The 21,136-nt window shown below is 74.7% G+C and carries 20 protein-coding genes; 13 read left to right on the forward strand and 7 right to left on the reverse strand.

The window, feature by feature from the left end; all coding sequences use genetic code 11:
- Positions 1-153: 153 nt before the first annotated feature.
- Both FN207_RS01880 and FN207_RS01885 read left to right on the forward strand, forming a co-directional pair.
- Positions 154-1,671, forward strand: coding sequence for an MFS transporter (locus FN207_RS01880; RefSeq protein WP_246065684.1), 1,518 nt, complete (start codon positions 154-156; stop codon positions 1,669-1,671).
- 91 nt (positions 1,672-1,762) lie between these two features.
- Complete coding sequence (locus tag FN207_RS01885; protein ID WP_142456656.1) at positions 1,763-2,803, forward strand: YihY/virulence factor BrkB family protein; 1,041 nt, start codon at positions 1,763-1,765, stop codon at positions 2,801-2,803.
- Between the two features lie 76 nt (positions 2,804-2,879).
- On the opposite strand, the gene FN207_RS01890 is transcribed toward FN207_RS01885, so the two are convergent.
- Entirely contained in the window at positions 2,880-3,587 is a 708-nt protein-coding gene (locus FN207_RS01890; RefSeq protein ID WP_142456657.1) for a hemerythrin domain-containing protein, read from the reverse strand.
- 150 nt (positions 3,588-3,737) lie between these two features.
- Between FN207_RS01890 and FN207_RS01895 the strand changes: the two genes are divergently transcribed.
- Positions 3,738-4,919, forward strand: coding sequence for an acyl-CoA dehydrogenase family protein (locus tag FN207_RS01895; protein ID WP_142456658.1), 1,182 nt, complete (start codon positions 3,738-3,740; stop codon positions 4,917-4,919).
- Positions 4,920-4,998: 79 nt separating this feature from the next.
- Here FN207_RS01895 and FN207_RS01900 read toward each other — a convergent pair whose 3' ends face one another.
- Positions 4,999-5,898, reverse strand: a complete 900-nt coding sequence (locus FN207_RS01900; protein ID WP_142456659.1) for an ABC transporter substrate-binding protein — start codon at positions 5,896-5,898, stop codon at positions 4,999-5,001.
- A 117-nt stretch (positions 5,899-6,015) separates the two neighbouring features.
- On the opposite strand from FN207_RS01900, the gene FN207_RS01905 reads away from it, so the two are divergent.
- The 7 genes from FN207_RS01905 (at position 6,016) to phaZ (ending at position 13,443) form a co-directional block, all read left to right on the forward strand.
- Positions 6,016-7,752 carry a phosphatase PAP2 family protein gene (locus tag FN207_RS01905; RefSeq protein ID WP_142456660.1) on the forward strand — a complete coding sequence of 579 codons (1,737 nt, stop codon included), beginning with the start codon at positions 6,016-6,018 and terminating at the stop codon, positions 7,750-7,752.
- Positions 7,749-8,351, forward strand: a complete 603-nt coding sequence (locus FN207_RS01910) for a hypothetical protein (RefSeq protein ID WP_142456661.1) — start codon at positions 7,749-7,751, stop codon at positions 8,349-8,351. Before FN207_RS01905 ends, FN207_RS01910 begins: the two co-directional genes overlap by 4 nt.
- Positions 8,348-9,451: a lysylphosphatidylglycerol synthase transmembrane domain-containing protein gene (locus FN207_RS01915; RefSeq protein WP_142456662.1), complete on the forward strand. Its 1,104-nt coding sequence runs from the start codon at positions 8,348-8,350 to the stop codon at positions 9,449-9,451. The genes FN207_RS01910 and FN207_RS01915 overlap by 4 nt, the downstream gene beginning before the upstream one ends.
- Entirely contained in the window at positions 9,448-10,071 is a 624-nt protein-coding gene (locus FN207_RS01920) for a phosphatase PAP2 family protein (protein ID WP_142456663.1), read from the forward strand. The genes FN207_RS01915 and FN207_RS01920 overlap by 4 nt, the downstream gene beginning before the upstream one ends.
- A complete protein-coding gene (locus FN207_RS01925; protein ID WP_142456664.1) occupies positions 10,071-10,763 on the forward strand; it encodes a phosphatase PAP2 family protein in 693 nt (230 codons plus the stop codon). Before FN207_RS01920 ends, FN207_RS01925 begins: the two co-directional genes overlap by 1 nt.
- A gap of 84 nt (positions 10,764-10,847) precedes the next feature.
- The gene (locus FN207_RS01930) at positions 10,848-12,605 is read left to right on the forward strand and encodes a PHA/PHB synthase family protein (protein WP_142456665.1); all 1,758 of its coding nucleotides are present in this window, start codon (positions 10,848-10,850) and stop codon (positions 12,603-12,605) included.
- On the forward strand, positions 12,589-13,443 hold the full coding sequence (gene phaZ / locus FN207_RS01935) for a poly(3-hydroxyalkanoate) depolymerase (RefSeq protein WP_142456666.1): 855 nt from the start codon (positions 12,589-12,591) through the stop codon (positions 13,441-13,443). The genes FN207_RS01930 and phaZ overlap by 17 nt, the downstream gene beginning before the upstream one ends.
- On the opposite strand, the gene FN207_RS01940 is transcribed toward phaZ, so the two are convergent.
- The 4 genes from FN207_RS01940 to FN207_RS01955 all read right to left on the reverse strand — a co-directional run bounded on the left by FN207_RS01940 (position 13,440) and on the right by FN207_RS01955 (position 18,845).
- On the reverse strand, positions 13,440-14,831 hold the full coding sequence (locus FN207_RS01940) for a neutral zinc metallopeptidase (RefSeq protein WP_142456667.1): 1,392 nt from the start codon (positions 14,829-14,831) through the stop codon (positions 13,440-13,442). The genes phaZ and FN207_RS01940 overlap by 4 nt on opposite strands.
- A 69-nt stretch (positions 14,832-14,900) precedes the next feature.
- A complete protein-coding gene (locus tag FN207_RS01945) occupies positions 14,901-17,600 on the reverse strand; it encodes a putative bifunctional diguanylate cyclase/phosphodiesterase (RefSeq protein ID WP_142456668.1) in 2,700 nt (899 codons plus the stop codon).
- A 49-nt stretch (positions 17,601-17,649) separates the two neighbouring features.
- The gene (locus tag FN207_RS01950; protein ID WP_142457199.1) at positions 17,650-18,573 is read right to left on the reverse strand and encodes a hypothetical protein; all 924 of its coding nucleotides are present in this window, start codon (positions 18,571-18,573) and stop codon (positions 17,650-17,652) included.
- A complete protein-coding gene (locus FN207_RS01955; protein ID WP_142456669.1) occupies positions 18,573-18,845 on the reverse strand; it encodes a hypothetical protein in 273 nt (90 codons plus the stop codon). The genes FN207_RS01950 and FN207_RS01955 overlap by 1 nt, the downstream gene beginning before the upstream one ends.
- A 196-nt stretch (positions 18,846-19,041) precedes the next feature.
- Between FN207_RS01955 and FN207_RS01960 the strand changes: the two genes are divergently transcribed.
- Positions 19,042-19,284: a hypothetical protein gene (locus FN207_RS01960; RefSeq protein WP_142456670.1), complete on the forward strand. Its 243-nt coding sequence runs from the start codon at positions 19,042-19,044 to the stop codon at positions 19,282-19,284.
- Here FN207_RS01960 and FN207_RS01965 read toward each other — a convergent pair.
- Positions 19,257-19,886 carry a hypothetical protein gene (locus FN207_RS01965; RefSeq protein WP_142456671.1) on the reverse strand — a complete coding sequence of 210 codons (630 nt, stop codon included), beginning with the start codon at positions 19,884-19,886 and terminating at the stop codon, positions 19,257-19,259. The two genes, FN207_RS01960 and FN207_RS01965, sit on opposite strands and share 28 nt — an antisense overlap.
- Positions 19,887-20,259: 373 nt before the next feature.
- On the opposite strand from FN207_RS01965, the gene FN207_RS01970 reads away from it, so the two are divergent.
- Together FN207_RS01970 and FN207_RS01975 are read left to right on the forward strand one after the other, a co-directional pair.
- Positions 20,260-20,613: a GNAT family N-acetyltransferase gene (locus FN207_RS01970; protein ID WP_246065685.1), complete on the forward strand. Its 354-nt coding sequence runs from the start codon at positions 20,260-20,262 to the stop codon at positions 20,611-20,613.
- 8 nt (positions 20,614-20,621) lie between these two features.
- A complete protein-coding gene (locus FN207_RS01975) occupies positions 20,622-21,122 on the forward strand; it encodes a VOC family protein (protein WP_142456672.1) in 501 nt (166 codons plus the stop codon).
- Positions 21,123-21,136: the final 14 nt, after the last annotated feature.

Here is a 21,136-nt window from a genome sequence, read left to right on the forward strand (position 1 = left end):
GCGGCTCGTCGTCTGGGGACTGTGTCCCCAGCGAACCGCCCTCTCAATCGTCGCTACGTACTGTTCACCTGACGGACTGTGACCGGACTCACCGTTGGGTCCCGCAACCAGCCCGCCGCGTCGTCGAGGGCGGCCGCATGGTGTCATCGGAGGGTGTCCGCTGGCGCCGAGGTCTCCCGCGCCGGGACGGGCTCCTCCGCCGCCCCGACGCGTCCGGCGCTCCTCGTCCTCACCATGTCCCTGGGTGTCACCACCCTGTCGTTGCTGCAGAGCCTGGTGGTCCCGGTGCTCGGCCCCATCGGCGAGCAGCTCGGCGTCTCGCCGGCCGCCGCCGGGTGGGTGCTCACCGCCAACCTGCTGGCCGCCGCCGTGTTCACCCCGGTGCTCGGCCGGCTCGGGGACACCCGCGGGGAGAAGCTGGTGATCCTCGGCATCCTGGCCGCCGTCGCGGTGGGCACGCTGTTGGCCATCCTCACCCGCTCGCTGCCGCTGCTCATCGTCGCCCGGGTGCTGCAGGGCTCCTCCTACGGGCTGTTCCCGCTGTCGATCAGCGTCCTGCGCCGCGAACTGCCGCCGGAGCGGCTCAGCGTGGCGATGTCGATCGTCAGCAGCACGCTGGGCGTCGGTGGCGTCGTCGGGCTGGTCGCCGCGGGCCTGCTCACCGGCGACGGCGGCGACTACCACCGGCCGTTCTGGATCGGGCTCGGCGTCACGCTGCTGTCCCTGGTCCTGGTGGCGGTCCTGCTGCCTCGCCGCCCCGCGACGGCCACCGGCCGGGTCGACTGGCTCGGCGCCGTCGTCCTCGGGATCGGTCTCGTGCTGCTCCTGCTGCCCGTGTCGCAGGGCAACGGCTGGGGCTGGACGTCCCCGCTGACGCTGGGCTGCGCGGCGGGGGCACTGGTCGTCCTGGGCCTGTGGGTGCTGCTGCAGCGCCGCAGCGCGCAGCCGCTGGTGCGCCCCGCGCTGCTCACCGACCCGCGGATGCTCGTGCCGAACCTGGCCGGGCTCATGACCGGGATCGGGTTGTTCGTCTCCTTCCTCGCCGTCATGCAGTTCGTGCAGACGCCGCCCGGCGTGGCCGGCTACGGCTTCGGCGCTCCGGTGCTGGAGGCCGCCGTCGTCTACCTGCTGCCCGGGGGCGTGGCCGGCATCCTGCTCGCGCCCTTCGCCGGGAAGGTCATCGACCGCATCGGCGCCCTGCCCACCCTGCTCACCGGGGCGCTCAGCGGCGTGGCCGGCTTCGTGGTCTTCGCCCTGGGCAGGTCCGAGCCCTGGCTGGTCGTGACGGCGGGACTGCTGTCCCAGCTGTGGGTGACCGTCGCGTACGCGGCGCTGCCCACGCTGGTGGTCCGGGCGGTGCGGCGCAGCGAGACCGGCGTGGCCAACGCGGTCAACTCGATCGCCCGGGCGACGGGCCAGGCCGTGGGCAGCACGCTGACCGTCGCGCTGCTCGGTGCCGCCACCGACCCGGCCACCGGCCTGCCGCGGGCCTCGGGCTTCACCCTGGTGGCCCTGCTCGGCGCCGGGGCCGCGGCGGCGGTCGCGCTGGTGAGCCTGGCCGGCATGGTGCAGGCCCGGCGCAGTGAGCCCGGCGAGCCCGACGACCTGCACGACGTCGAGCGGGCCACCGCGGGCGCCGGCGAGTGGTCCCCGGTCTCCGGGATCCGCTGACGCGACGCGCCCGGATGATCACCGGAGCGCATGGAACGGTCCCGTCCGGGGCACCCACAGGGGGACTGTGCCCCAGCCCCGGAGGACACCCATGGCCCGAACCACCGGCTCCCGTGCGAGCAGCACGGAAGCGAAGACCAGGTTCGCCGGCAACACCGCCGGTGACCCCGCGCCGCACGACGACAAGGTCAACTCCACGCGGTTCGACAACGCCCCGAAGGGCCACGACCGCACGCCCACGGCGATGGGCACGATCAAACGGACGCTGAAGGAGTTCAGCGAGGACAACCTCACCGACTGGGCGGCCGCGCTCACCTACTACGGCGTCCTGGCGCTCTTCCCGGCGATCATCGCGCTGGTGTCGATCGTCGGGCTGCTGACCACGCCCGAGCAGCTCACCACCGCGCTGACGACCGTGGTGCCGGGGCAGGCGGCGAACACCGTCGGCCCGGTCATCGAGCAGATCGCCGGCAACCAGAGCGCCGCCGGGATCGGCCTCGTCATCGGTCTCGCCGGTGCCATCTGGTCGGCCTCCGGCTACGTCGGCGCGTTCACCCGCGCGGCCAACGTCGTCTACGAGACGCCCGAGGGCCGCAAGGTCTGGAAGCTCAAGCCGCTGCAGCTGCTGGTCACCCTGATCGGCATCCTGTTCGCCGCCGTCATCGTCCTGATGCTGGCCCTCAGCGGGCCGGTCGTCGACGCCGTCGGCTCGGCCATCGGCCTGGGCGACACCGCCCTGACCGTGTGGAACGTCGTCAAGTGGCCGGTGATCCTCGTGATCCTGGCGCTGATGATCGCCGTCCTCTACTACTCGACGCCGAACGTCAAGCTGCGCGGCTTCAAGTGGATGAGCCCGGGTGCCGGCGTGGCGATCCTCGTCGCGGTCGTCGCCTCCGCCGCGTTCGCCTTCTACGTGGGCAACTTCGGCAGCTACAACAAGACGTACGGCGCGCTGGCCGGTGTCGTCGTCTTCCTGATCTGGTTCTGGCTCATCAACCTGGCGCTGCTGTTCGGCATCGAGTTCGACGCCGAGATGGAGCGGACCAAGGAGATGAAGGACGGCGTCCCGGCGGCCGAGAAGGAGATCCAGCTCGACGCCCGCGCCACCCCGAAGGACCGCAACACCAACTGAGTCCCCGCGCGACTGAGTCCCCGCACGACGACGAGGGCCCCCTCCCGGCAACGGGAGGGGGCCCTCGTCGTGTCGGTCAGCGGGCGGTGGGCGGGCCGTCACCGCGGCGGGCCGGCGGGGTGCGCTCGACGACGCCGGCGACCACGGCCAGTCCCCGGCTGACCACCTGACCCGCCGGGGCGAGCGGCGCAGGCATCCGGCGGACGAGCGAGTCGACGACGTCGCGGCTGCGGTCGAGCAGCGACAGCGGCAGCCCCGACAGCGCGTTTCCCGGCGGGCGGCGGGACACCGTCGGGTGCGGCCGGGTCGGTGAGACGCGGCGCATCACCTCCCACCGGCGGCCCAGCCGGCGCAGCTCGGCGGGGTCCAGGCGCTCCTGCAGCCGCGGGAACATCACGTCCTCCTCGTCGCGGACGTCCTCGCGCAGCACCTCGACCAGCCGCGCCAGCCGGGCCGGCCGCTCCGGGGAGTCGAGCCCGCCCTCCTCGAGCGCGGCGACGAGCTCGTTGACCTCCTGGTGCTCGATCTCGACCTGCCGGGTGATCGCGTCGCCGTCGGGCAGCACCCGGCGGACGACCGGCCAGAGGACGGTCTCCTCGGCGAAGGCGTGGCTGAACACCAGCCGGTCGATGCGGCTGAGCACCTCCTCCTGCGCGCGGCCGGTGCCGCCCTCGAGCTCGTGCAGCAGCCGGTCGAGCTCGACGTGGTCCTCGCGCTGGCGCACCAGCACACTGCCGGGCCCGCCGAGCTCGTCCTCGGTCTGGTCGGCGATGGAACGGGGCACGGGGCCCTCCTCGGAAGGTGTGCGGCCGGAACCGCCGGTCCCTGCCCGGATCGGCTCCCCGCCATGCCGCCGGCGCCGGTTGCGTGCGGGGAGCCGGGGTAGGTCGGGCACACGGGACAGCGGGGTCCCGCCCCCTGAGGAGGCACTCCCATGGCCGACCGACCCACCGTCACCTCGGACTTCTACGAGCTCGAGCACCTGCTGGACGACCAGGACCGGGCCACGCTGCACCGCGTCCGCGCGTTCATGGACGAGCAGGTCGAGCCGATCATCAACGAGTGGTGGACGCGCGCGCAGTTCCCGCGTCACCTGATCCCCGGGATCGCCGAGCTCGGCATCGCCGGCGCCCAGTACTCCGGGCACGGGTCGCCGGGCCGCTCGTCGCTGTTCGACGGCATGGTCTCGATGGAGCTCGGCCGCGGCGACCCCTCGGTGGCCACCTTCATGGGCGTCCACGGCGGGCTGGCCATGGGCACGCTGCACCTGTGCGCCTCCGAGGAGCAGAAGGAGCGCTGGCTGCCGGCGATGAGCCGGATGGAGCTCATCGGCGCGTTCGGGCTGACCGAGCCCGAGCACGGCTCCGACGTCGCCCGGGGGCTGCAGACGACGGCCCGCCGCGACGGCGACGAGTGGGTCCTCGACGGCGAGAAGAAGTGGATCGGCAACGGCAGCTTCGCCGACCTGGTGGTGATCTGGGCGCGAGACGTGGAGACCGACCGGGTACTCGGCTTCGTCGTCGAGACGCCGACGCCCGGCTTCAGCGCGGTCGACCTGGAGGACAAGATCGCGCTGCGGGCGGTGCAGAACGCGCACATCACCCTCGACGGCGTGCGCGTGCCCGAGGAGAACCGGCTGCAGAACGCCAACAGCTTCCGCGACACCGCCAACGTCCTGCGGGCGACGCGGGTGAGCGTGGCGTGGTCGGCGGTGGGCTGCTCGCGCGGCGCGTACGAGCACGCGCTGCGGTACGCGACGCAGCGCGAGCAGTTCGGCAAGCCGATCGCCTCCTTCCAGCTGGTGCAGGACCTGCTGTTCCGGATGCTCGGCAACATCACCGCCTCGGCGGCGCTGTGCGCCCGGGCCTCCCAGCTGCAGGACTGCGGCATGCTCCGCGACGAGCACGCCTCCATGGCCAAGGGCTGGTCGACGATGCGGATGCGCGAGACCGTCGGCTGGGCGCGGGAGCTCATGGGCGGCAACGGGATCCTGCTGGAGAACCACGTGGGCCGGTTCGTGGCCGACGCCGAGGCCATCTACTCCTACGAGGGCACCCGCGAGGTCAACAGCCTCATCGTCGGCCGCGCGATCACCGGCACCAGCGCCATAGTCTAAGGACCCCTCTGTCCCCCACCGCTCGCACGCTCGCGGCGGGCCCCTACAGAGGGGCCGGCTGAGCGGAAGGAGCTCATCATCACCGGCCGTCCCACCAGCGGGCGGCGGCCTCCTCCGGGGTGCGGCCGTCCACGGCGACGGAGCGGTTGAGGCCGATCAGGTCGATCGTCGTGAGCTGGGCGCTGACGGTGTCCAGGGCGGTGCGCAGCCGCTCGCCGCCGTCCTCGGCCACCTCGGTCCGCACCAGCGGCACCACGTTCTCCCGCGGCTGCAGCGACCGGTCGTCGCGCAGCAGGTACAGCGAGGCGTCGGTCAGCCGGGCGTCGGTGGTCTCCAGCATGCCGACGTCGATCTGCCCGGTGACCAGCGCCTCCACCGTCGCCGACCGAGACGGCATGCTGCGCACCTGGGCGAACTCCACGCCGTACACCTCGCGCAGCCCGGGCAGGCAGAACCGGCGCTCGGTGCACTCCGGCGGCCCGCCGAAGACCAGCTGCGGCGCCATCGCGGCGAGCTGGCTGAGGGTGGTCAGGCCGTGCCGGACGGCGAGGTCGGTGAGCACGACGAACCCGTTCTGGTCCTCGGCGTCGGCGGCCGCCAGGACCGTCAGCCCCCGCGGCGCGAGGGTGGCCGCGAGCCCGTCGCGCAGGACGGCCGGGTCGTGCGACGTCGACCCCGCACCGGCCTCGAGGAACTCCGTGGCGGTGCCCAGGTAGTCGACGACGACGTCGACGACGCCCTGCTCGAGCGCCGGGAACACCACCTCACGGGTGCCGATGCCGTGCTGCACCACCACCTCGAACCCGGCCCGGCGCAGGCCCTCGGCGTAGACCTCGGCGAGCGTCTGGTTCTCGGCGAAGTCGTAGGAGGCGATGCGCACCACGCCCTCCGCCGGCGGGCCGGCGTCGGCGACGGGGCGGGTGCAGGCGCAGAGCAGGGCGGCCAGGAGGAGCAGGGCGGCAAGCGGTCGACGGCGCATCGCAGGCCCTCCCGGGAGGAGGCGGCGCCCCCCGCGGCGGGGGTGGGGGGAACGCTAGCCCCGACCGGGACCTAGGTCGATGGTCCCCGGGACGCTTCCGGAGCAACATCAGGCGGCATGGCGGCCACGACGCGGGCCCCGACGACGCCGGTGCCGCCGGCGTCGGCTGCGGCGCAGCAACCGGCCAGCGGGGAGGTCCGGCGCCCGGACCCCCCGCCGATCCAGCGCGTCCGCCGTCGGCGCCGTCCCTCGGGTGAGCCGCCACCCCTGCCGCGCCACCTCAACGCCTCGGGCAAGTGGTGGCTGGCCTCCAGCGGCGTGGTCCTGGTCAGCCTGGTCGTCGTCGTGGCCACGCGCAGCGTGGCGTTCTTCGACCAGCTGGACACGCGGGTCCTGCAGGCGATCGCCGAGATCCGCTCCCCCGCTCTGACGGAGGTCGCCGAGGTCACCGGGGTCCTCGGCACCAGCCGGGCGATCCACGTGGTGTGGCTGGTCAACATCGCCGTCCTCGCCGTCTGCCGGCGCTGGCGGCACCTGCTCGTGCTGGTCGTCGTCGGCATCCTGGTGATCAACCTGGCCGCGACGGCGGCGGCCACGCTGCAGCGGCCGCGGCCCTACGAGGTCGAGATCCTCGGCCCCTGGCTGGGCTACTCCATGCCCTCGCTCCCCATGACGGTGCTCGCGACCTTCCTGGTCAGCAGCCTGTACTCGCTGGTCCCCGCCGGGCGCCGCCGCAACGCCGCCAAGTGGGTCGTCCTCGTCCTGCTGCTGGTGACCGCCTCGTCGCGGCTCTACCTGGCCCAGGACCACCCCACCGACGTCGTCGCCGGGGTCGTCCTCGGCGTCGCCGTGCCGTTGGCGGCGTTCCGGCTGCTGACGCCCAACGAGGTCTACCCGGTCCGCTACCGGCGGGGCAGCCCCGCCCACCTCGACGTCACCGGGGCGCGCGGCGAGGCGATCACCCGGGCGCTGCAGGACCAGCTCGGCGTCGTGGCCACCTCGGTGACGCCGTTCGGCCTGGCCGGGTCGGGCGGCTCGACCCCGCTGAAGATCACCGTCAAGGCGCCGGGGGACGAGGAGAGCTGCGTCTTCGGCAAGCTCTACGCCGCCACGCACGTCCGCTCCGACCGCTGGTTCAAGCTCGGCCGCACGCTGCTCTACGGCCGGCTCGAGGACGAGAAGCCCTACCACTCGGTCCGCCGCCTGGTGCAGTACGAGGACTACGTCCTGCGGCTGCTGTCGGACGCGGCCCTGCCGGTGCCGCACCCGCTCGGGATCGTCGAGATCACCCCGGAGCGCGAGTACCTGCTGGTCGCCGAGTTCCTGCAGGGCGCCCGCGAGATCGGCGAGTCCGACATCGACGAGGGGGTCATCGACCAGGGGCTCGCCGTCGTGCGACGCATGTGGGAGATCGGGATGGCCCACCGCGACATCAAGCCGGCCAACCTGATGGTCCGCGACGGCACGCTGTTCATGATCGACTCCGCGTTCGCCGAGATCCGGCCCAGTCCCTGGCGGCAGGCCGTCGACCTGGCCAACATGATGCTGGTCCTCGCGCTGCGCACCGACGCCCCGACGGTCTACGCCCGGGCCCGCCTGCAGTTCTCCGACGAGGAGATCGCCGAGGCCTTCGCCGCCACCCGCGGCCTGACCATGCCCTCGCAGCTGCGCCGCATGCTGCGGGCGCAGGGCCGGGACCTGCACAAGGAGTTCCTCGACCTGCTGCCCTACCGGCTGCCGCCGGTGCGCATCCAGCGCTGGACCTGGCGCCGGGTCGGGCTCAGCGTCGTCACGGTCGTCGCGCTGCTGCTCACCGTGGGCATCGTCATCGACCTGCTGGGCTCCCCGCTGTGACGCGGCCGGTGCTGCCCGCCCTCCTGACGAGCACGCTGCTGGTGGCCGGCTGCACCGGCCAGGGCACGAGCGTCAGCAGCGAGGTGCCGGCCTGCGCGGCCGGGGACGACGCCACCGTGGCGAACGGCGTCGTCCTCATGGCGCAGGCGGTGCCGACGGCGTCCTGGGTGCCCTGCGTGGAGAACGTCCCGGTCGGCTGGAGCTTCGCCGGCCTCGACGCCCGCTCCGGGTCGGCCCGCTTCTGGCTGGACTCCGACCGCGACGGCGCGCACGCCATCGAGGTGCGGCTCAACGGAGCGTGCGACACCCGCGGCGCCACCGAGATCCCCAGCGAGCTCGACGAGCTGCGCCGGTACGAGCGGGTGGAGCAGGTGAGCCCCCAGTACCTGGGCCGCCGCTACTACGTCTTCGACGGCGGCTGCCTGACCGTCGTCTTCACGCTGTCCGGGGACAACCGCGGCGAGCCGCTGGCGCTGGCCACGCAGAGCCTCGGCGTCGTGAGCCGGGAGGACCTGGCCGATCAGGTGTACGAGGCGAGCGGCGAGCGGCTGCACCTGGACCCGCCCGCCGGCACCGAGGGCGAGGGGAGCCCGCCATGACCGCCGTCGCGCCCCAGGCGCCACCAGCCAAGCCCTCCAGGAGCACACCCCTCTGGCGCCGGCTGCTGCCGCCGGTGCTCTCCCTGGTCCTGCTGGCCGGCGTCCTCTTCTGGTTCCTGCCGCAGTTCACCAGCCTGTCCGACGTCTGGTCGGCGGTGCGCGGCATGTCCTGGGCCGAGCTGGGCCTGCTGGCGGCCGCCACGGTGTGGAACCTGGCCACGTACCAGTTCGTGATGGTCGTGACCATGCCGGGGCTGCGGCTGCGGGAGGCGACGGTCTCGTCGCTGACCACCACGGCGGTGTCGAACACCGTGGTCGGCGGGGCGGCGATCTCCCTCGGGCTGACCTACGGGATGAACTCCTCCTGGGGCTTCTCCCGCTCCCGGACGTCGGTGTCCCTGCTGCTGTCGGGGCTCTGGAACAACTTCGCCAAGCTGGCGCTGCCGGTCCTCGCCCTGTCGCTGCTGGCCCTCACCTCGGCGCCGACCGCCGGGCGGATGGTGGCGGGCCTGGCCGGGGTGGGGGGTCTGATCGCCGCCGTGGTCCTGCTCGGCCTGCTGCTGCGCAGCCGGGAGAGCGCGGCCCGGATCGGCACCGGCGCGGGCCGGGTGGTCTCGGCCCTGCTGCGGCCCTTCGGCCGGCCGCCGGTGGCGGGCTGGGACCGGGCGACGACGAAGTTCCGCGACCGGACGGCGCTGCTGCTGCGCGCCCGCTGGCACTGGCTGACCCTCGCCACGCTGGTCAGCCAGGTCTCGCTGTTCGTCGTCCTGCTGATCGCGCTGCGCGCCGTGGGCGTGACGGCGGAGCAGGTCAGCGCGCTCGAGGCGCTGGCGGTCTTCGCCTTCGCCCGGCTGCTCACCGCCATCCCGTTCACCCCGGGCGGGCTGGGCGTCATCGAGCTGGCCCTGATCACCGGCCTGTCCGCGGCCGGCGGCACCCGGTCGCTCGTGGCGGCGGCGGTCCTCGTCTTCCGCGGGCTCACCTACGTGCTGCCCATCCCGCTCGGTGTCGGGACCTACGTGTTCTGGCGGCGCAACCGCTCGTGGCGGCGGGAGCCGAACTCCGCACCCCGCACGGACCTGGTGCCGGAGACGGCGTGAGAGGGGTGGCGGTCACCCGCCCCCGCCCGGCCACGCGGCACCTCCGCGACCTCCTCCTGGCGGGGGTGGGCGCGCTCGTGCTGGTGCTGGCGGCGCTGCCGATCGAGCGGACGTCGGTGCCCGCGGCGGAGGCGGACCTGTTCCGGGTGGTCAACGGGGTGGACCTGCTCCCCTTCGTCCTCGTCTGGCCGGTCATGCAGCTGGGGAACGTCCTCGTCGTGCCCGCCAGCGCGCTGGTCGCCGCCGCGCTGCGGCGCTGGCGCCTGGCGGCGGGGCTGCTGCTCGGCGGCGCCGGGACGTACCTGGCGGCGAAGGCGATCAAGGACGTCGTCGTGCGCGGCCGGCCCGACGGGCTGCTCGCCGACGTCGTCATCCGCGGGGCCGCCGCCCACGGCCGCGGCTTCCTCTCCGGGCACGCCGCCGTCGTCGTCACCCTGGTGACGATCGCCTGGCCGTGGCTGGGGCGCCGCGGGCGGATCGCCGCGGTGCTGCTGGCGGCGCTGGTCTGCCTGGCGCGGGTGTGGACCGCGGCGCACCTGCCCCTGGACGTCGTCGGCGGCGTGGGGCTCGGTCTGCTGGTGGGCGGTCTGGTGCGGCTGGTCGTCGGGCGCCCCGGCTGATGCTCGTCGACGCCCGCCGCGGGATGCGGGTCAGCGGCGTGCTGCTGGCCGGCGCCGTCACCGTCGGGGTGCTGGTGGCGCTGCCGGCCACCCGGCCGGCGGTCCAGGTGGTCGACGACGCGGTGTGGCGCTGGGCCGGCGGGGTGGAGAACGGGCCGGCGACCGCGGTGGCGGTCGGGTTGTCGTGGCTGGGCGGCGTGGCGGTCACCTGGCCGCTGCGGATCCTGGCGCTCCTCCTGCTGGCCTGGCGCCGGCACTGGTCGCGGCTGACCGCCTTCGCCCTGGCGGTGGTCACCAGCGAGGCCGCGATCGGCCCGCTCAAGGCCCTCTACGACCGGACGCGCCCGCCGGGTGCCCTGGTCGAGACGTCGGCGGCGTCCTTCCCCTCCGGGCACGCGATCGCCGGCGCCGTGACCGCGGTGGGGCTGGTGCTGGTGCTCGCCCCGCCCGGCCGGGCCCGCCTGCGCTGGGAGGTGTGGGCGGTGGTCTTCGCGACGGTCATGGCGCTGTCGCGGGTCTACCTGCGCGCGCACTGGCTGTCCGACTCGCTCGCGGGGGCGCTGCTCGGCGGCGGGCTCGCCCTCGGGTGGACGGCCGTGGTGCTGGCGCTGCGCGAGCGCGGCACCTCCCCGGCCGGTCCGCCCGACGGGGACGGGCGCGACGACGCGGCCTCCCCCGCGCGGTCTCCGTAGCGCCGGCACCCCCACCTGCCGGACGCCGGGACCTGTGCTTGAGTGAAGCGGGTCACAGGGGCCGACCAGCCGTCAGGAGTCTTGATGACCACCACCGCAGAACGACCGCGCGACACCCCGCCGGCGCGCCCGCGCCCGGCGGCTGCCGGAGACGGCACCGCCGAGGAGCAGGCCGGCGAGGCCGTGATGGGCCTGGACATGGTGCTCGTCGACGCCGCCCGCGGCCCGCTGCGCCGCATGGTCCCGCCGGTACGGACGCTCGCGGCCCTCGGCACGTCGCTCGTCCGCCGTCCCGAGGTGGTCGGGGGGCGGCTGAAGGAGCTCGCCGAGGAGGTCGGGCGCATCGCGGTCGGGCGCTCGGAGATCGCGCCCTCGCCGAAGGACCGCCGCTTCGCCGACCCCGCGTGGAGCGGCAACCCCCTGCTCAAGCGGACGATGCAGGCGCACATCGCCGCGGCCCGGGCCGCGGTCGGCCTGGTCGACGACGCCGACCTCGACTGGCAGGACGACGAGCGGATCCGCTTCGCGCTGACCAACGTGGTCGACGCGTTGGCGCCCAGCAACGTCCCGTTCCTCAACCCGCTGGCGCTCAAGGCGGTCATCGACACCGGCGGCCGCAACGCCGTCTCCGGGCTGCGCCGGCTGGTGTCCGACGTTGTGTCCCCGCCGCGCGTGCCGTCGATGGTCGAGCCCGACGCGTTCACCGTGGGCGAGGACCTCGCCGTCACCCCGGGCGCCGTCGTCCTGCGGACCGACGTGTTCGAGCTGATCCAGTACCGGCCGACGACGGAGACGGTGCGCAGCGTCCCGCTGGTGATGGTGCCGCCGACGATCAACAAGTATTACATCACCGACCTCGCGCCCGGGCGCAGCATCGTGGAGCACTACGTGGCCGCCGGCCAGCAGGTGTTCATGATCAGCTGGCGCAACCCCGACGAGCGGCACGCCGAGTGGGGCCTGGACACCTACGGGCAGGCGGTCCTCGACGCGATGGAGGCCGCCGAGCGCATCACCGGCAGCGAGCAGGTGGCGCTGCAGGCGTTCTGCTCCGGCGGGATCATCACCGCGATGGTGCTGGCCCACCTCGCCGCCACGAGCGGGCTCGGGCAGGTGGCCGCCGCGAGCTTCGCCGTCACGGTGCTCGACTGGGCGCGGGCGGGCACGGTGTCGGCGCTGATGGACCCCGAGGCGGTGCAGGAGGCCACGGAGAAGTCGCGGAAGAAGGGCTACCTCGACGGCGCGATGCTCGCCGAGGTGTTCGCCTGGCTGCGGCCCAACGACCTGGTGTGGAACTACTGGGTCAACAACTACCTGCAGGGCAAGCCGCCGGCGGCCTTCGACATCCTCTACTGGAACGCCGACACCACCCGGATGACCGCGGGCCTGCACCGCGACTTCATCGACGTCGCGGTCGGCAACTCCCTCACCGAGCCGGGGAGGGCGACGATGCTCGGCACGCCGGTGGACCTCTCGGCCGTGGACGTCGACGCCTACGTCACCGCCGGGGTCGCCGACCACCTCTGCCCGTGGCAGGCCTGCTACCGCACCACCCAGATGCTCGGCGGGGACACCCGCTTCGTGCTGTCCACCAACGGCCACATCGCCTCGCTGGTCAACCCGCCGGGCAACCCCAGGTCGACCTTCCAGGTCGCGCCCGAGACGCCGGCCGACCCCGAGAAGTGGCTGGCCTCGGCGCACAAGGAGAAGGGCTCCTGGTGGCCGGACTTCATGTCCTGGCTGGGCGAGCGCGCCGGCGAGCAGGTGCCGGCACCGACGACGCTCGGCAGCGCGGAGCTGCCGGTCCTGGGCGATGCACCGGGGACGTATGTCTTCGACAAGTGAGCAGGAGCCCCGCCGCGTCGGGGCCGAGACGGTCCGCACCCTGACGGTCGGGGGCCGCACGCTGCGGGTGAGCGAGCGGCGCGGGGACGGGTCCCGGCCGCCGCTGCTGCTGATGAACGGGATCGGCGCCAGCCTCGAGGTGCTGCAGCCCTTCGTCGACGCCCTCGACCCGCGCCGCACGGTCGTCCGCTTCGACGTGCCGGGGGTCGGCGGCTCCCCGCCGCCGGTCGTGCCGTACGTGCTGGCCACGCTGACGCCCGTGGTGTCGGCGCTGCTGCGCCGGCTCGGCCACGACGAGCCGGTCGACGTCCTGGGCCTGTCCTGGGGCGGCGGGCTGGCGCAGCACTTCGCCGTGCAGCACCGCCGCCGGTGCCGCCGGCTGGTGCTCGCCGCCACCGGCACCGGGTCGCTCATGGTGCCGGCCTCGCCGCGGGTGCTCTCCCACATGCTCACGCCGCGGCGGCACCGCGACCCGGAGTACGCCCAGCGGATCGCCGGGACCATCTACGGCGGCACGGTCCGCACCGACCCGGCGCGGGCGGCGCGGGCGCTGCACGCCGAGAGCCGTCTGGGCCCGCGGCGCGGGTACTACTACCAGCTGGCCGCGAGCACGGGCTGGAGCAGCCTGCCGTTCCTGTCGCTGATCCGGCAGCCGACGCTGGTGCTCTCCGGCGACGACGACCCGATCATCCCCACGGTCAACGCCCGCCTGCTGGCCCGCGGCATCCCGCGGGCCCGGCTGCACCTCTACGACGGCGGCCACCTCGCGCTGGTCACCGAGGCCGACGAGCTCGCGCCCGTGGTCGACGCCTTCCTCGACGACCCCGGCGACACCTAGAACCCGCAGGCGTCCCCGCCGTCGACGAAGCCCTGCCGGAAGCTGTCGACCAGCTCGAACCCCGACAGCCCCGACTCCGGGACGACGGTGGGCTCGGTGGCGTACTGCAGCAGCACGACGGCGGCCTCGTCCACGTCGCCGGGGGAGATCTCCAGCCGCGCGCCGTCCAGGTCGCCCAGGTCGCCCAGGTACGCCTCGCGGGCCAGCCAGCCGGTGGCGCACACCGCGCTGGTGACCGCCTCCGGGTCGTCCACCGACAGCCCGCGCTGCTCCCGGACGGCCATCGCGTAGGGCAGGCCGAGCAGCGTCGTCACGGCGAAGTCGCCGACGTCGTCGTGCACGGGCTCGAGCAGGTCGGCGGCGTCGTAGCGCACCGAGCCGTCCTCCGGGCAGTACTGCAGGTCGAGCTCGGCGCCCTCCCCGCTGCACACCATCCCGGGGCCGTCGGCGGCCCGGACGTCGGGCGCGGTGAGCGTCCCGCCGAGCGCGCCGGTGCCGGGGAAGCCGCGGGTGAGGGCCTGGTCCCAGAACCCGGCCAGCACGTCGTCGGCGCCGTCCACGACGGCGTCGTAGGACCCGCCGCCCCGGCCCGGGCCGCGGCCGGCCTCCTGCTCGGTGTAGACCCGCGACCCGTCGAAGGCGGCGCAGGCCGAGGGGCCGTCGGCGTAGCCCTCCTGGAAGGCCGAGAGCTGGTCGAACAGCGAGCCGTGCGCGTCCTGGGCGTCGGGCGAGGAACCGACCGCGTCGCCGAAGTAGAGGTAGCCGAGCAGGTAGGGGTCGAGCTCCTTGGGGCGCACGGTGACGTGCTCGGAGTGGCCGGTGACGACCCACCTGGTCCAGCCGCCGGCGAAGCACTCGGCCTGGGTCTCGGCGACGATCGAGGGGTCGTCGAGGCCGGCCTGCGCCTGGACGGCGTGCCCGACCTCGTGGGCCATGATCTCGGCGACGATGAACGGCCCGTAGTCCCGGACCAGGCCGGCCATCCACGCCCGGTCGTAGACCACGACGTCGTCGTCGCTGCAGTAGTAGGCGTTGTCGGCGAGCTCGTCGACGTCGTCGGCGAAGCAGGCGCCGTCGGGCAGGTCGGCGGGGTCGGTCTCGTCCGGGTCGATCGACCAGAAGCCGCCGCTGATCGACCCGAACGTCCCGCCGAACACCTGCGGATAGGTCTCGTCCCAGTAGGCGAGGACGTCGGCGAGCGCGTTGCGGGCGACGCGGTCGGTGGGATCGCCCTCCTCCGCCAGCCGGATCTCGACCTCGGCGGCGGTGGCGTCGGCCGTCGTCGTCCGGGCGGGCGAGGCCGTCCCGGCGACCGCGGTGGTGCAGCCGCCGACCAGCAGGCCGACGGCGAGCAGCCCGGTGGCGCAGCGGGCGGCGGGAGTCGGCATGGCCGGTGGAGGCTCCCCCGCCGCCGTCCCCACGGTCAACGGGGACACGCGCCCGGTGCGGGCGGCCCGTCAGGACGCCGGGACCGGCTCCGGCGCGCCGTCGGTGCGCGGTACGGGCACGACCGGCGACACCGAGCGCAGCAGCGCACCGGCGGCCTCGGCCGTGAGCGGGCGGTGCAGCAGGTAGCCCTGCGCGTGGTCGCAGGCCTGTTCGCGCAGCCGCTGCAGCTGCACCGGCTCCTCCACGCCCTCGGCGACGACGCTCAGGCCGAAGGTGTGCGCGGCGCGGATGATCAGGGCCACCAGCTCCCGCTGCCCCGGATCGGGCGAGGTCACGAAGCTGCGGTCGATCTTCAGCGTGTCCACCGGCATGTGCCGCAGCTGCCCGATCGAGGTGTAGCCGGTGCCGAAGTCGTCGATGGCGATGGCCACGCCCGTCTCCCGCAGCCGCGCGAGGTGGGTCATGGCGACCGGGTCGTCGACCAGGACGGTCTCGGTGACCTCCAGGACGAGCAGGTGCGGCGGCAGCCCGGAAGCGGCCAGCGCGTCGGCGACGTCGGCGACGATCCGCGGGTCGGTCAGGTGCCGGCCGGAGACGTTGACCGCCATGGTCGGCTCCGGCGCGCCCGGCACCGTCGGCAGCTCGGCGCGCCAGGCGGCCAGCTGCCGGGTGGCCTCGTGCAGCACCCACCGGTCCAGGTCGCACACCAGCGCGGAGCTCTCGGCGACGGGGATGAACTCGTCGGGCGGGACGGAGACCCCGTCGCGCTCCCAGCGGATCAGCGCCTCGTAGCCGTGCAGCCGGTGGTGGGCGACGTCGACGACCGGCTGGTAGTGCAGCCGCATCTCGCCGTTGGTGAGCGCGGCGGTGATCGCCGCCTCGGTCCGCGCGCGCTCGGCCAGCGCTCGGCGCAGCGCGTCGTCGAAGACCTCGGCGCGGCCGCGGCCGTGCTGCTTGGCGCGGTAGGCGGCGGTGTCGGCCTCGGCGAACAGGACGTCGGCGTCGGCGCCGCCGTCCCGGCTCACCGCGATGCCGATGCTCGCGCCGACGCGCACCACCGCGCCCCCGACGTCGATCGGCTCGCTGACGCCGGCGATCAGGCGCTCGGCGAGGTCCTGCAGGTCGCGCTCGGTGCCGACCGGCTCGACCAGGACGACGAACTCGTCCCCGCCGAGGCGGCAGACGACGTCGCCGCCGCGGACCACCGCACGCATCCGGGCGGCGACCTCCCGCAGCACCGTGTCGCCGGCGGCGTGGCCGTGGGCGTCGTTGACCGCCTTGAAGCCGTCGAGGTCGACGAAGAGCAGGCCGGTCATCTCCCCGGACCGGCGGGCGCGGTGCAGCGCGGAGGTGACCAGGGTCAGCGCCTGCGCCCGGTTGGGCAGCTCGGTGAGCGGGTCGTGGGTGGCGCGGTGGGCGAGGGCGAACTGCAGCTCCTCGCGCTGGCGCACCGACGAGACGATCTGCTGGATGGAGGCGTGCACGACCTCGCCCAGCGGGCCGGGCAGCGGCTGGTCGAGCAGCGCGTCGTCGAGGTCGCCGCGGGCCACGGCCTGCGCCTGGTCCTGGATGCGGCGCAGCCCGGCGACGGCGTCCCCGAGGGCGGCCGAGACGGTGCGGACCTCGCGCGGGCCGGCGACCTCCACCTCCACGAGCTCGCCCTGGCTGATCTGGGTGGCCTGACCGGCCAGCACGCCGAGCTTGCGCGAGACGGTGCGGCCCATCCAGACCGCGCCCACCACGGACAGCAGCAGCAGGCCCACCCCGACCTGGAGCGTGGTGCGCAGGTCCACGGCCGCCTCCTCGCGGTCGGCCGCGGCCAGCGTCTGCGCGGCCTCGACCGCGGTGTCGACCAGTCCCTCCAGCTGCGCGTCGCGGTCCCCGCTCCGGAACAGCAGCTCGGTCATGCGGCCGATGTCGGTGACGAAGGCGTCGGGGGCGTCCGAGGGGGTGAGCAGGGTGTCCAGGCCGGTCATGAGGTCGGACTCGCGGACCTCCCGCCACGCGTCGCGCAGCGCGTCCGAGGACAGCTCGTCCATCTGCCGCTTGGCGTCGGTGTAGGACAGCCAGCCGGTCTCCCAGGCCAGGCGCGAGCCGATGAGCGCGTCGTCGGCGGCGAACAGCGAGCCGAGGTAGAGCGGCATCTGCCGGCTGGCGTCCTGGGCGAGCTGGGCCACGGTCTGGACGTCCTGCACGGCGCGGACTGTCCGCGCCGGCACGCCCTCGGCGACGGCGGCGGCCGCGGCGGCGCGCTCGGCGGTCATGACCTCGTTGGAGACGTCGAGGTAGCCGAGGTAGATCTGCTCCAGCCGCACGTCGCCGGCGTCGCTGCGCGCCCGCAGCCAGGCCAGCGCCTCCTCCACCCGGGCGGCGACCGCCGCGCCGAGGGAGCCCTCCGGCACCGCGGCCAGCGCCCGGTCGGTGACCGCCCGGCGCTCGGCGAGGGCCTGCTCGGCGGTGCCGCGGACGGTGCCGAGCAGCCAGCCCTGCACGCCGAGCTGCTGGGCGGCCGCCGGGTCGTCGATGACGGTCAGTGCCAGCGCCGGGAGGATCTCCTGCTCCGTGGCTGCCCGCAGCGCGTCGAGGACGGCGACCGCCCGGACACCCTGCTCGGCACGCGCCGCGCTGTCCACCTCGGCGGAGCGGGCGCCCGCGATCAGGGTGGTCAGCACGCCGACGCCGATGAGCGGCACCGTCACCAGCGCGGTGAGGTAGCACCACAGGGCGATGCCGCGGCGGCGGGCCCGGGTCGTCGTCGACTCTGCCATGGACTCCGGTTCGGCAGCGTTGCGGACGATCTGGACCCGCTCGCCGCGCTCACCCCCCGAGCGGGTGGGTGCGGATCGCGGTGACCAGCGAGCAGCCGTCGTCGCCGAACGGGTCGACGACGAACCCGAACTGCACGAGCAGGTCGGCGAGCAGCGTGTTCATGCTCCGCTGCACCGCCGTGTCCAGGGCGGCGCCACGCACCTGCTGCACGCTCATCCGGTCGTGCTGGCGCCAGCTCAACAGGACCCCGCCGAAGGTGGTCTCCGGGGTCAGGCACACCCCGCCGGAGGCCGCGGTCCCCGGGTCGGGAGCCGAGCAGTCGTGCAGCGTCAGGCCGGCCTCGACCACTGCGGCGGCGACCTCCACCACCAGCGTGGTGAGGGCGTCCTCGTCGGTGAGCAGCTCGTCCCAGTCCTCGGGCAGCCGGTCGAGCTGCTCGCCGAGCTCGACCAGCCACGCCCGGTCCTGCGGCGAGGGCCGCCGGGAGACCGTGCCGTCCTCGCGCAGCACGCCGTGCACGGTGCGGACCGCGCCGTCGAGCTCGCAGGACACGGCCGCCCAGTCGGCCTCCACCCGGTCGTCGAAGGGCCCGGCCAGCGCCTCCGGCCGGTCCCCCGACCCGTCGACCAGCCACCACGCCGTCGGCGCGCCGGCGCCGGGGAGTCGCCGCCCCGCGGGGTGCGTCGCCAGGCCGACGGAGGTGCGCGCCGGGGTCGCCGTCGCGACGGCGCCGTCGGCGGCCTCGGGTCCGGCCGGCGCGCCGGCCGGCACGGGGACGTCGACGCGGGCGGCCGCGGTGTCGCGGACCTCGACCGCGGCGGGGGCCGACGCGGGGGAGGACTGCGGGCGGGACGCGGCGTTGCGCTCGAACTCGTAGCGGGCCGTCGAGCTGCGGCCCAGGGCGACGACCAGCCCGGCCACCACGAGGAAACCCGCGACGGCGACCGCCGGCCAGAGCAGGACCGCGGCCATCACCAGGCGCACCAGGACCGCTGCGGACCGGAGCCCCAGTCGGCCGCCCGTCGCACCCAGCCGCGGACGACCGCCACCGGGTCGACCGGCTCGCGCCCGGTCCGGACCGCGTCGTCCTCGGCGGTCTCGAGGAGCAGCTGGTCGAGGTCGAGACCGAGCAGGTCGACCAGGTCGGCGATGCCGAGTCCGTTCCCGGCTCCCTCCGGGGCGGCGGCCCGGGCCGGTGTGGACGGGAACAGCCGGCGGGGAGCCGGCAGGGTGGGGGCGCTCACGGGGTTCCTCCAGGACGTCGTCCCGGCCGGGGAAGTGCCGGGGACACGCAGAGCATCGGGCTCGGACCCCCCTCGAAGGCCCCCGTCGCGACACCGCGGGCGGCGGCGTCACGCGATCGTTGTGTCCGCCCTGGTCAGGGGCCGGTGACGCGGCTCAGCGGGCACCGTCTTGTCGACTCGCCGTGCGCTCCCCCGCGTGGAGCCGGTCACCGGCCGCGCGGTCGTCCCGGACGGCGGCGTGTCGGGCCTGTCGTCGGTGGTGCACCCGCGGGTCCCGCCGCCGCCGAGCCCGTCACGCGGGTCCGGCGTCCGCGCACCGCCCCGCAAACGCCACCGGGACGCCGTCGGTGTCGACGGCGTCCCGGTGGGGCGGTGCGGAGGTCCCGCGGCGGTGTCCTACTCGGCGGTGTCCTACTCGGCGCTGTCCTTCTCGGCGTAGCGGACGACGTGCCCGCCGGCCTCCTCGCCGAGCGGCGTGACGTCGAGGCCGCGCAGCCACAGCACGTCGGCCAGGGCGCGGTTCATGACGGCCTGCACCGAGATGTCAGCGACCAGGCCGTGGACCTGCTCGACGCTCATGCGGTCGTGCTGGCGCCAGCCCACGACGACGCCGTCGAGACCGGGCTCGGCGGTCACGCAGGCGCCGCCGAGCGCGGCGCCCTCGCCGGCGGCGTCCCACAGGGGCAGGCCGGCCTCGGTGAGCGCGGCGGTGACCTCGACGACGAGGGTGGCCAGCGGGTCGTCCTCGGTCAGACGGGCGTCCCAGTCCGCGGGGAGCCGGTCGAGCTGGTCGCCGAGATGGCCCAGCCAGGCCAGCTCCTGCGGCGAGGGACGGCGGTGCAGGCCGCCGTCGGGCCGGCGGACGCCGTAGACGGGCCGGACCTCCTCGGCGTGCACGACGGCCGCCCAGGCGGCCTCCGACCGGTCGGGGAACGGCCCGTCGACGAGCCGGTCGCGGCCCTGCCCGTCGTCGACGACGAGCCACCACCCCAGGCGCGCCTGGTTGCCGACCCTGATCTCACTGCTGCTGCGGAGTGCCACTGGTCCCACCGTCTCGTCCCGTCCATGGGGCCGTCGCCGGGGAAGTGCGACGGCACCCGCGACGGCCGGGGCAGGCCGGTGCGGGTGGAGGAAACGTAGGGCCGCGCGACGTGCCGGACGGCACTGCGAACGGCCCGCGGGACACGGCGTGTTCGGATCGTTGCGAAGCACATCGGCCGGGTCGGTGACCGGCTCCTCCAACCGCCCACATGTCGACCGATCTGCGCTCGTGCGGGCGTGTGGATGTGCCGAAACCGCACGATGACGCCGGTTCGGCTCAACCCTCCCGGCGCGTCCGGCCCGACCGCGTGCCCGCCGTCCCCGGAGCCGGAGCGGATGCGCGATCATCGCCGCGGACGATCGGAGGAGACCCGTGACCGACAGCGCACCGGTGGTCGTCGACGCTCCCGCGGCGAGCCGCTTCGAGGTCCTCGTGGACGGCCGGGTGGCCGGCTACGCGCAGTACCGGCGGACGTCGTCGTCGGTGTCCTTCACCCACACCGTCGTCGACCCGGAGTTCGAGGGCCGCGGCCTCGGCTCGGTGCTCGCGCGGGGCGCCCTGGACGCCACCCGGGAGGCGGCGCTGGCCGTCCTGCCGTACTGCCCGTTCATCCGCGCCTACATCCAGCGGCACCCCGCCGACCTCGACCTCGTCCCCGCCGGGCGGCGGGCGCAGTTCGGGCTGGCGCCGGCTCCCGACCACCCTGTCCCCGACGACCCGAGGTGACCGACGCGATGACCGAGACCCGAGACCTGGCGGCCCTGGAGGCCGAGCGCGCCCGCATCCGGGCCGCGCACCTGAGGCCGGCCGGCGAACGACCGCCCTCGACCGCCCGCGGGCTGCACCACACGGCGCTGATCAGCAGCGACGTCGAGCGGACGGTCCGCTTCTGCCAGGACCTGCTCGGCTTCCCGCTGACCGAGCTCATCGAGAACCGCGACTACCCCGGCTCCTCGCACTTCTTCTTCGACATCGGCAACGGCAACCTGCTGGCCTACTTCGACTTCCCCGGCCTCGACGTCGGCCCCTACGCCGAGGTGCTCGGCGGGTTGCACCACATGGCCATCAGCGTCGAGCCCGCCCGCTGGGACGAGCTGGTGCGGCGGCTGTCCGACGCCGGGGTCGAGCACGTGGTGCACAGCGGCGTCTCGGTCTACTTCCGCGACCCCGACGGCGCCCGCATCGAGCTGATCGCCGACCCGCTGGGCGAGATGTACGGCTCCACGGTGCTCTGACGCGCTGTGCTCTG

This window comes from Geodermatophilus aquaeductus (assembly GCF_900182545.1).
GTDB classification, from domain to species: domain Bacteria; phylum Actinomycetota; class Actinomycetes; order Mycobacteriales; family Geodermatophilaceae; genus Geodermatophilus; species Geodermatophilus aquaeductus.

Bases quoted from the DNA above. Each gene is read 5' to 3' on its own strand.
- FN207_RS01885 (WP_142456656.1), top strand. From the start codon at position 1,763: ATGGCCCGAACCACCGGCTCCCGTGCGAGCAGCACGGAAGCGAAGACC.
- FN207_RS01895 (WP_142456658.1), top strand. From the start codon at position 3,738: ATGGCCGACCGACCCACCGTCACCTCGGACTTCTACGAGCTCGAGCAC.
- FN207_RS01900 (WP_142456659.1), bottom strand. From the start codon at position 5,898: ATGCGCCGTCGACCGCTTGCCGCCCTGCTCCTCCTGGCCGCCCTGCTC.
- FN207_RS01905 (WP_142456660.1), top strand. From the start codon at position 6,016: ATGGCGGCCACGACGCGGGCCCCGACGACGCCGGTGCCGCCGGCGTCG.
- FN207_RS01915 (WP_142456662.1), top strand. From the start codon at position 8,348: ATGACCGCCGTCGCGCCCCAGGCGCCACCAGCCAAGCCCTCCAGGAGC.
- FN207_RS01925 (WP_142456664.1), top strand. From the start codon at position 10,071: ATGCTCGTCGACGCCCGCCGCGGGATGCGGGTCAGCGGCGTGCTGCTG.
- FN207_RS01930 (WP_142456665.1), top strand. From the start codon at position 10,848: ATGACCACCACCGCAGAACGACCGCGCGACACCCCGCCGGCGCGCCCG.
- phaZ (WP_142456666.1), top strand. From the start codon at position 12,589: ATGTCTTCGACAAGTGAGCAGGAGCCCCGCCGCGTCGGGGCCGAGACG.
- FN207_RS01940 (WP_142456667.1), bottom strand. From the start codon at position 14,831: ATGCCGACTCCCGCCGCCCGCTGCGCCACCGGGCTGCTCGCCGTCGGC.
- FN207_RS01945 (WP_142456668.1), bottom strand. From the start codon at position 17,600: ATGGCAGAGTCGACGACGACCCGGGCCCGCCGCCGCGGCATCGCCCTG.
- FN207_RS01950 (WP_142457199.1), bottom strand. From the start codon at position 18,573: ATGGCCGCGGTCCTGCTCTGGCCGGCGGTCGCCGTCGCGGGTTTCCTC.
- FN207_RS01975 (WP_142456672.1), top strand. From the start codon at position 20,622: ATGACCGAGACCCGAGACCTGGCGGCCCTGGAGGCCGAGCGCGCCCGC.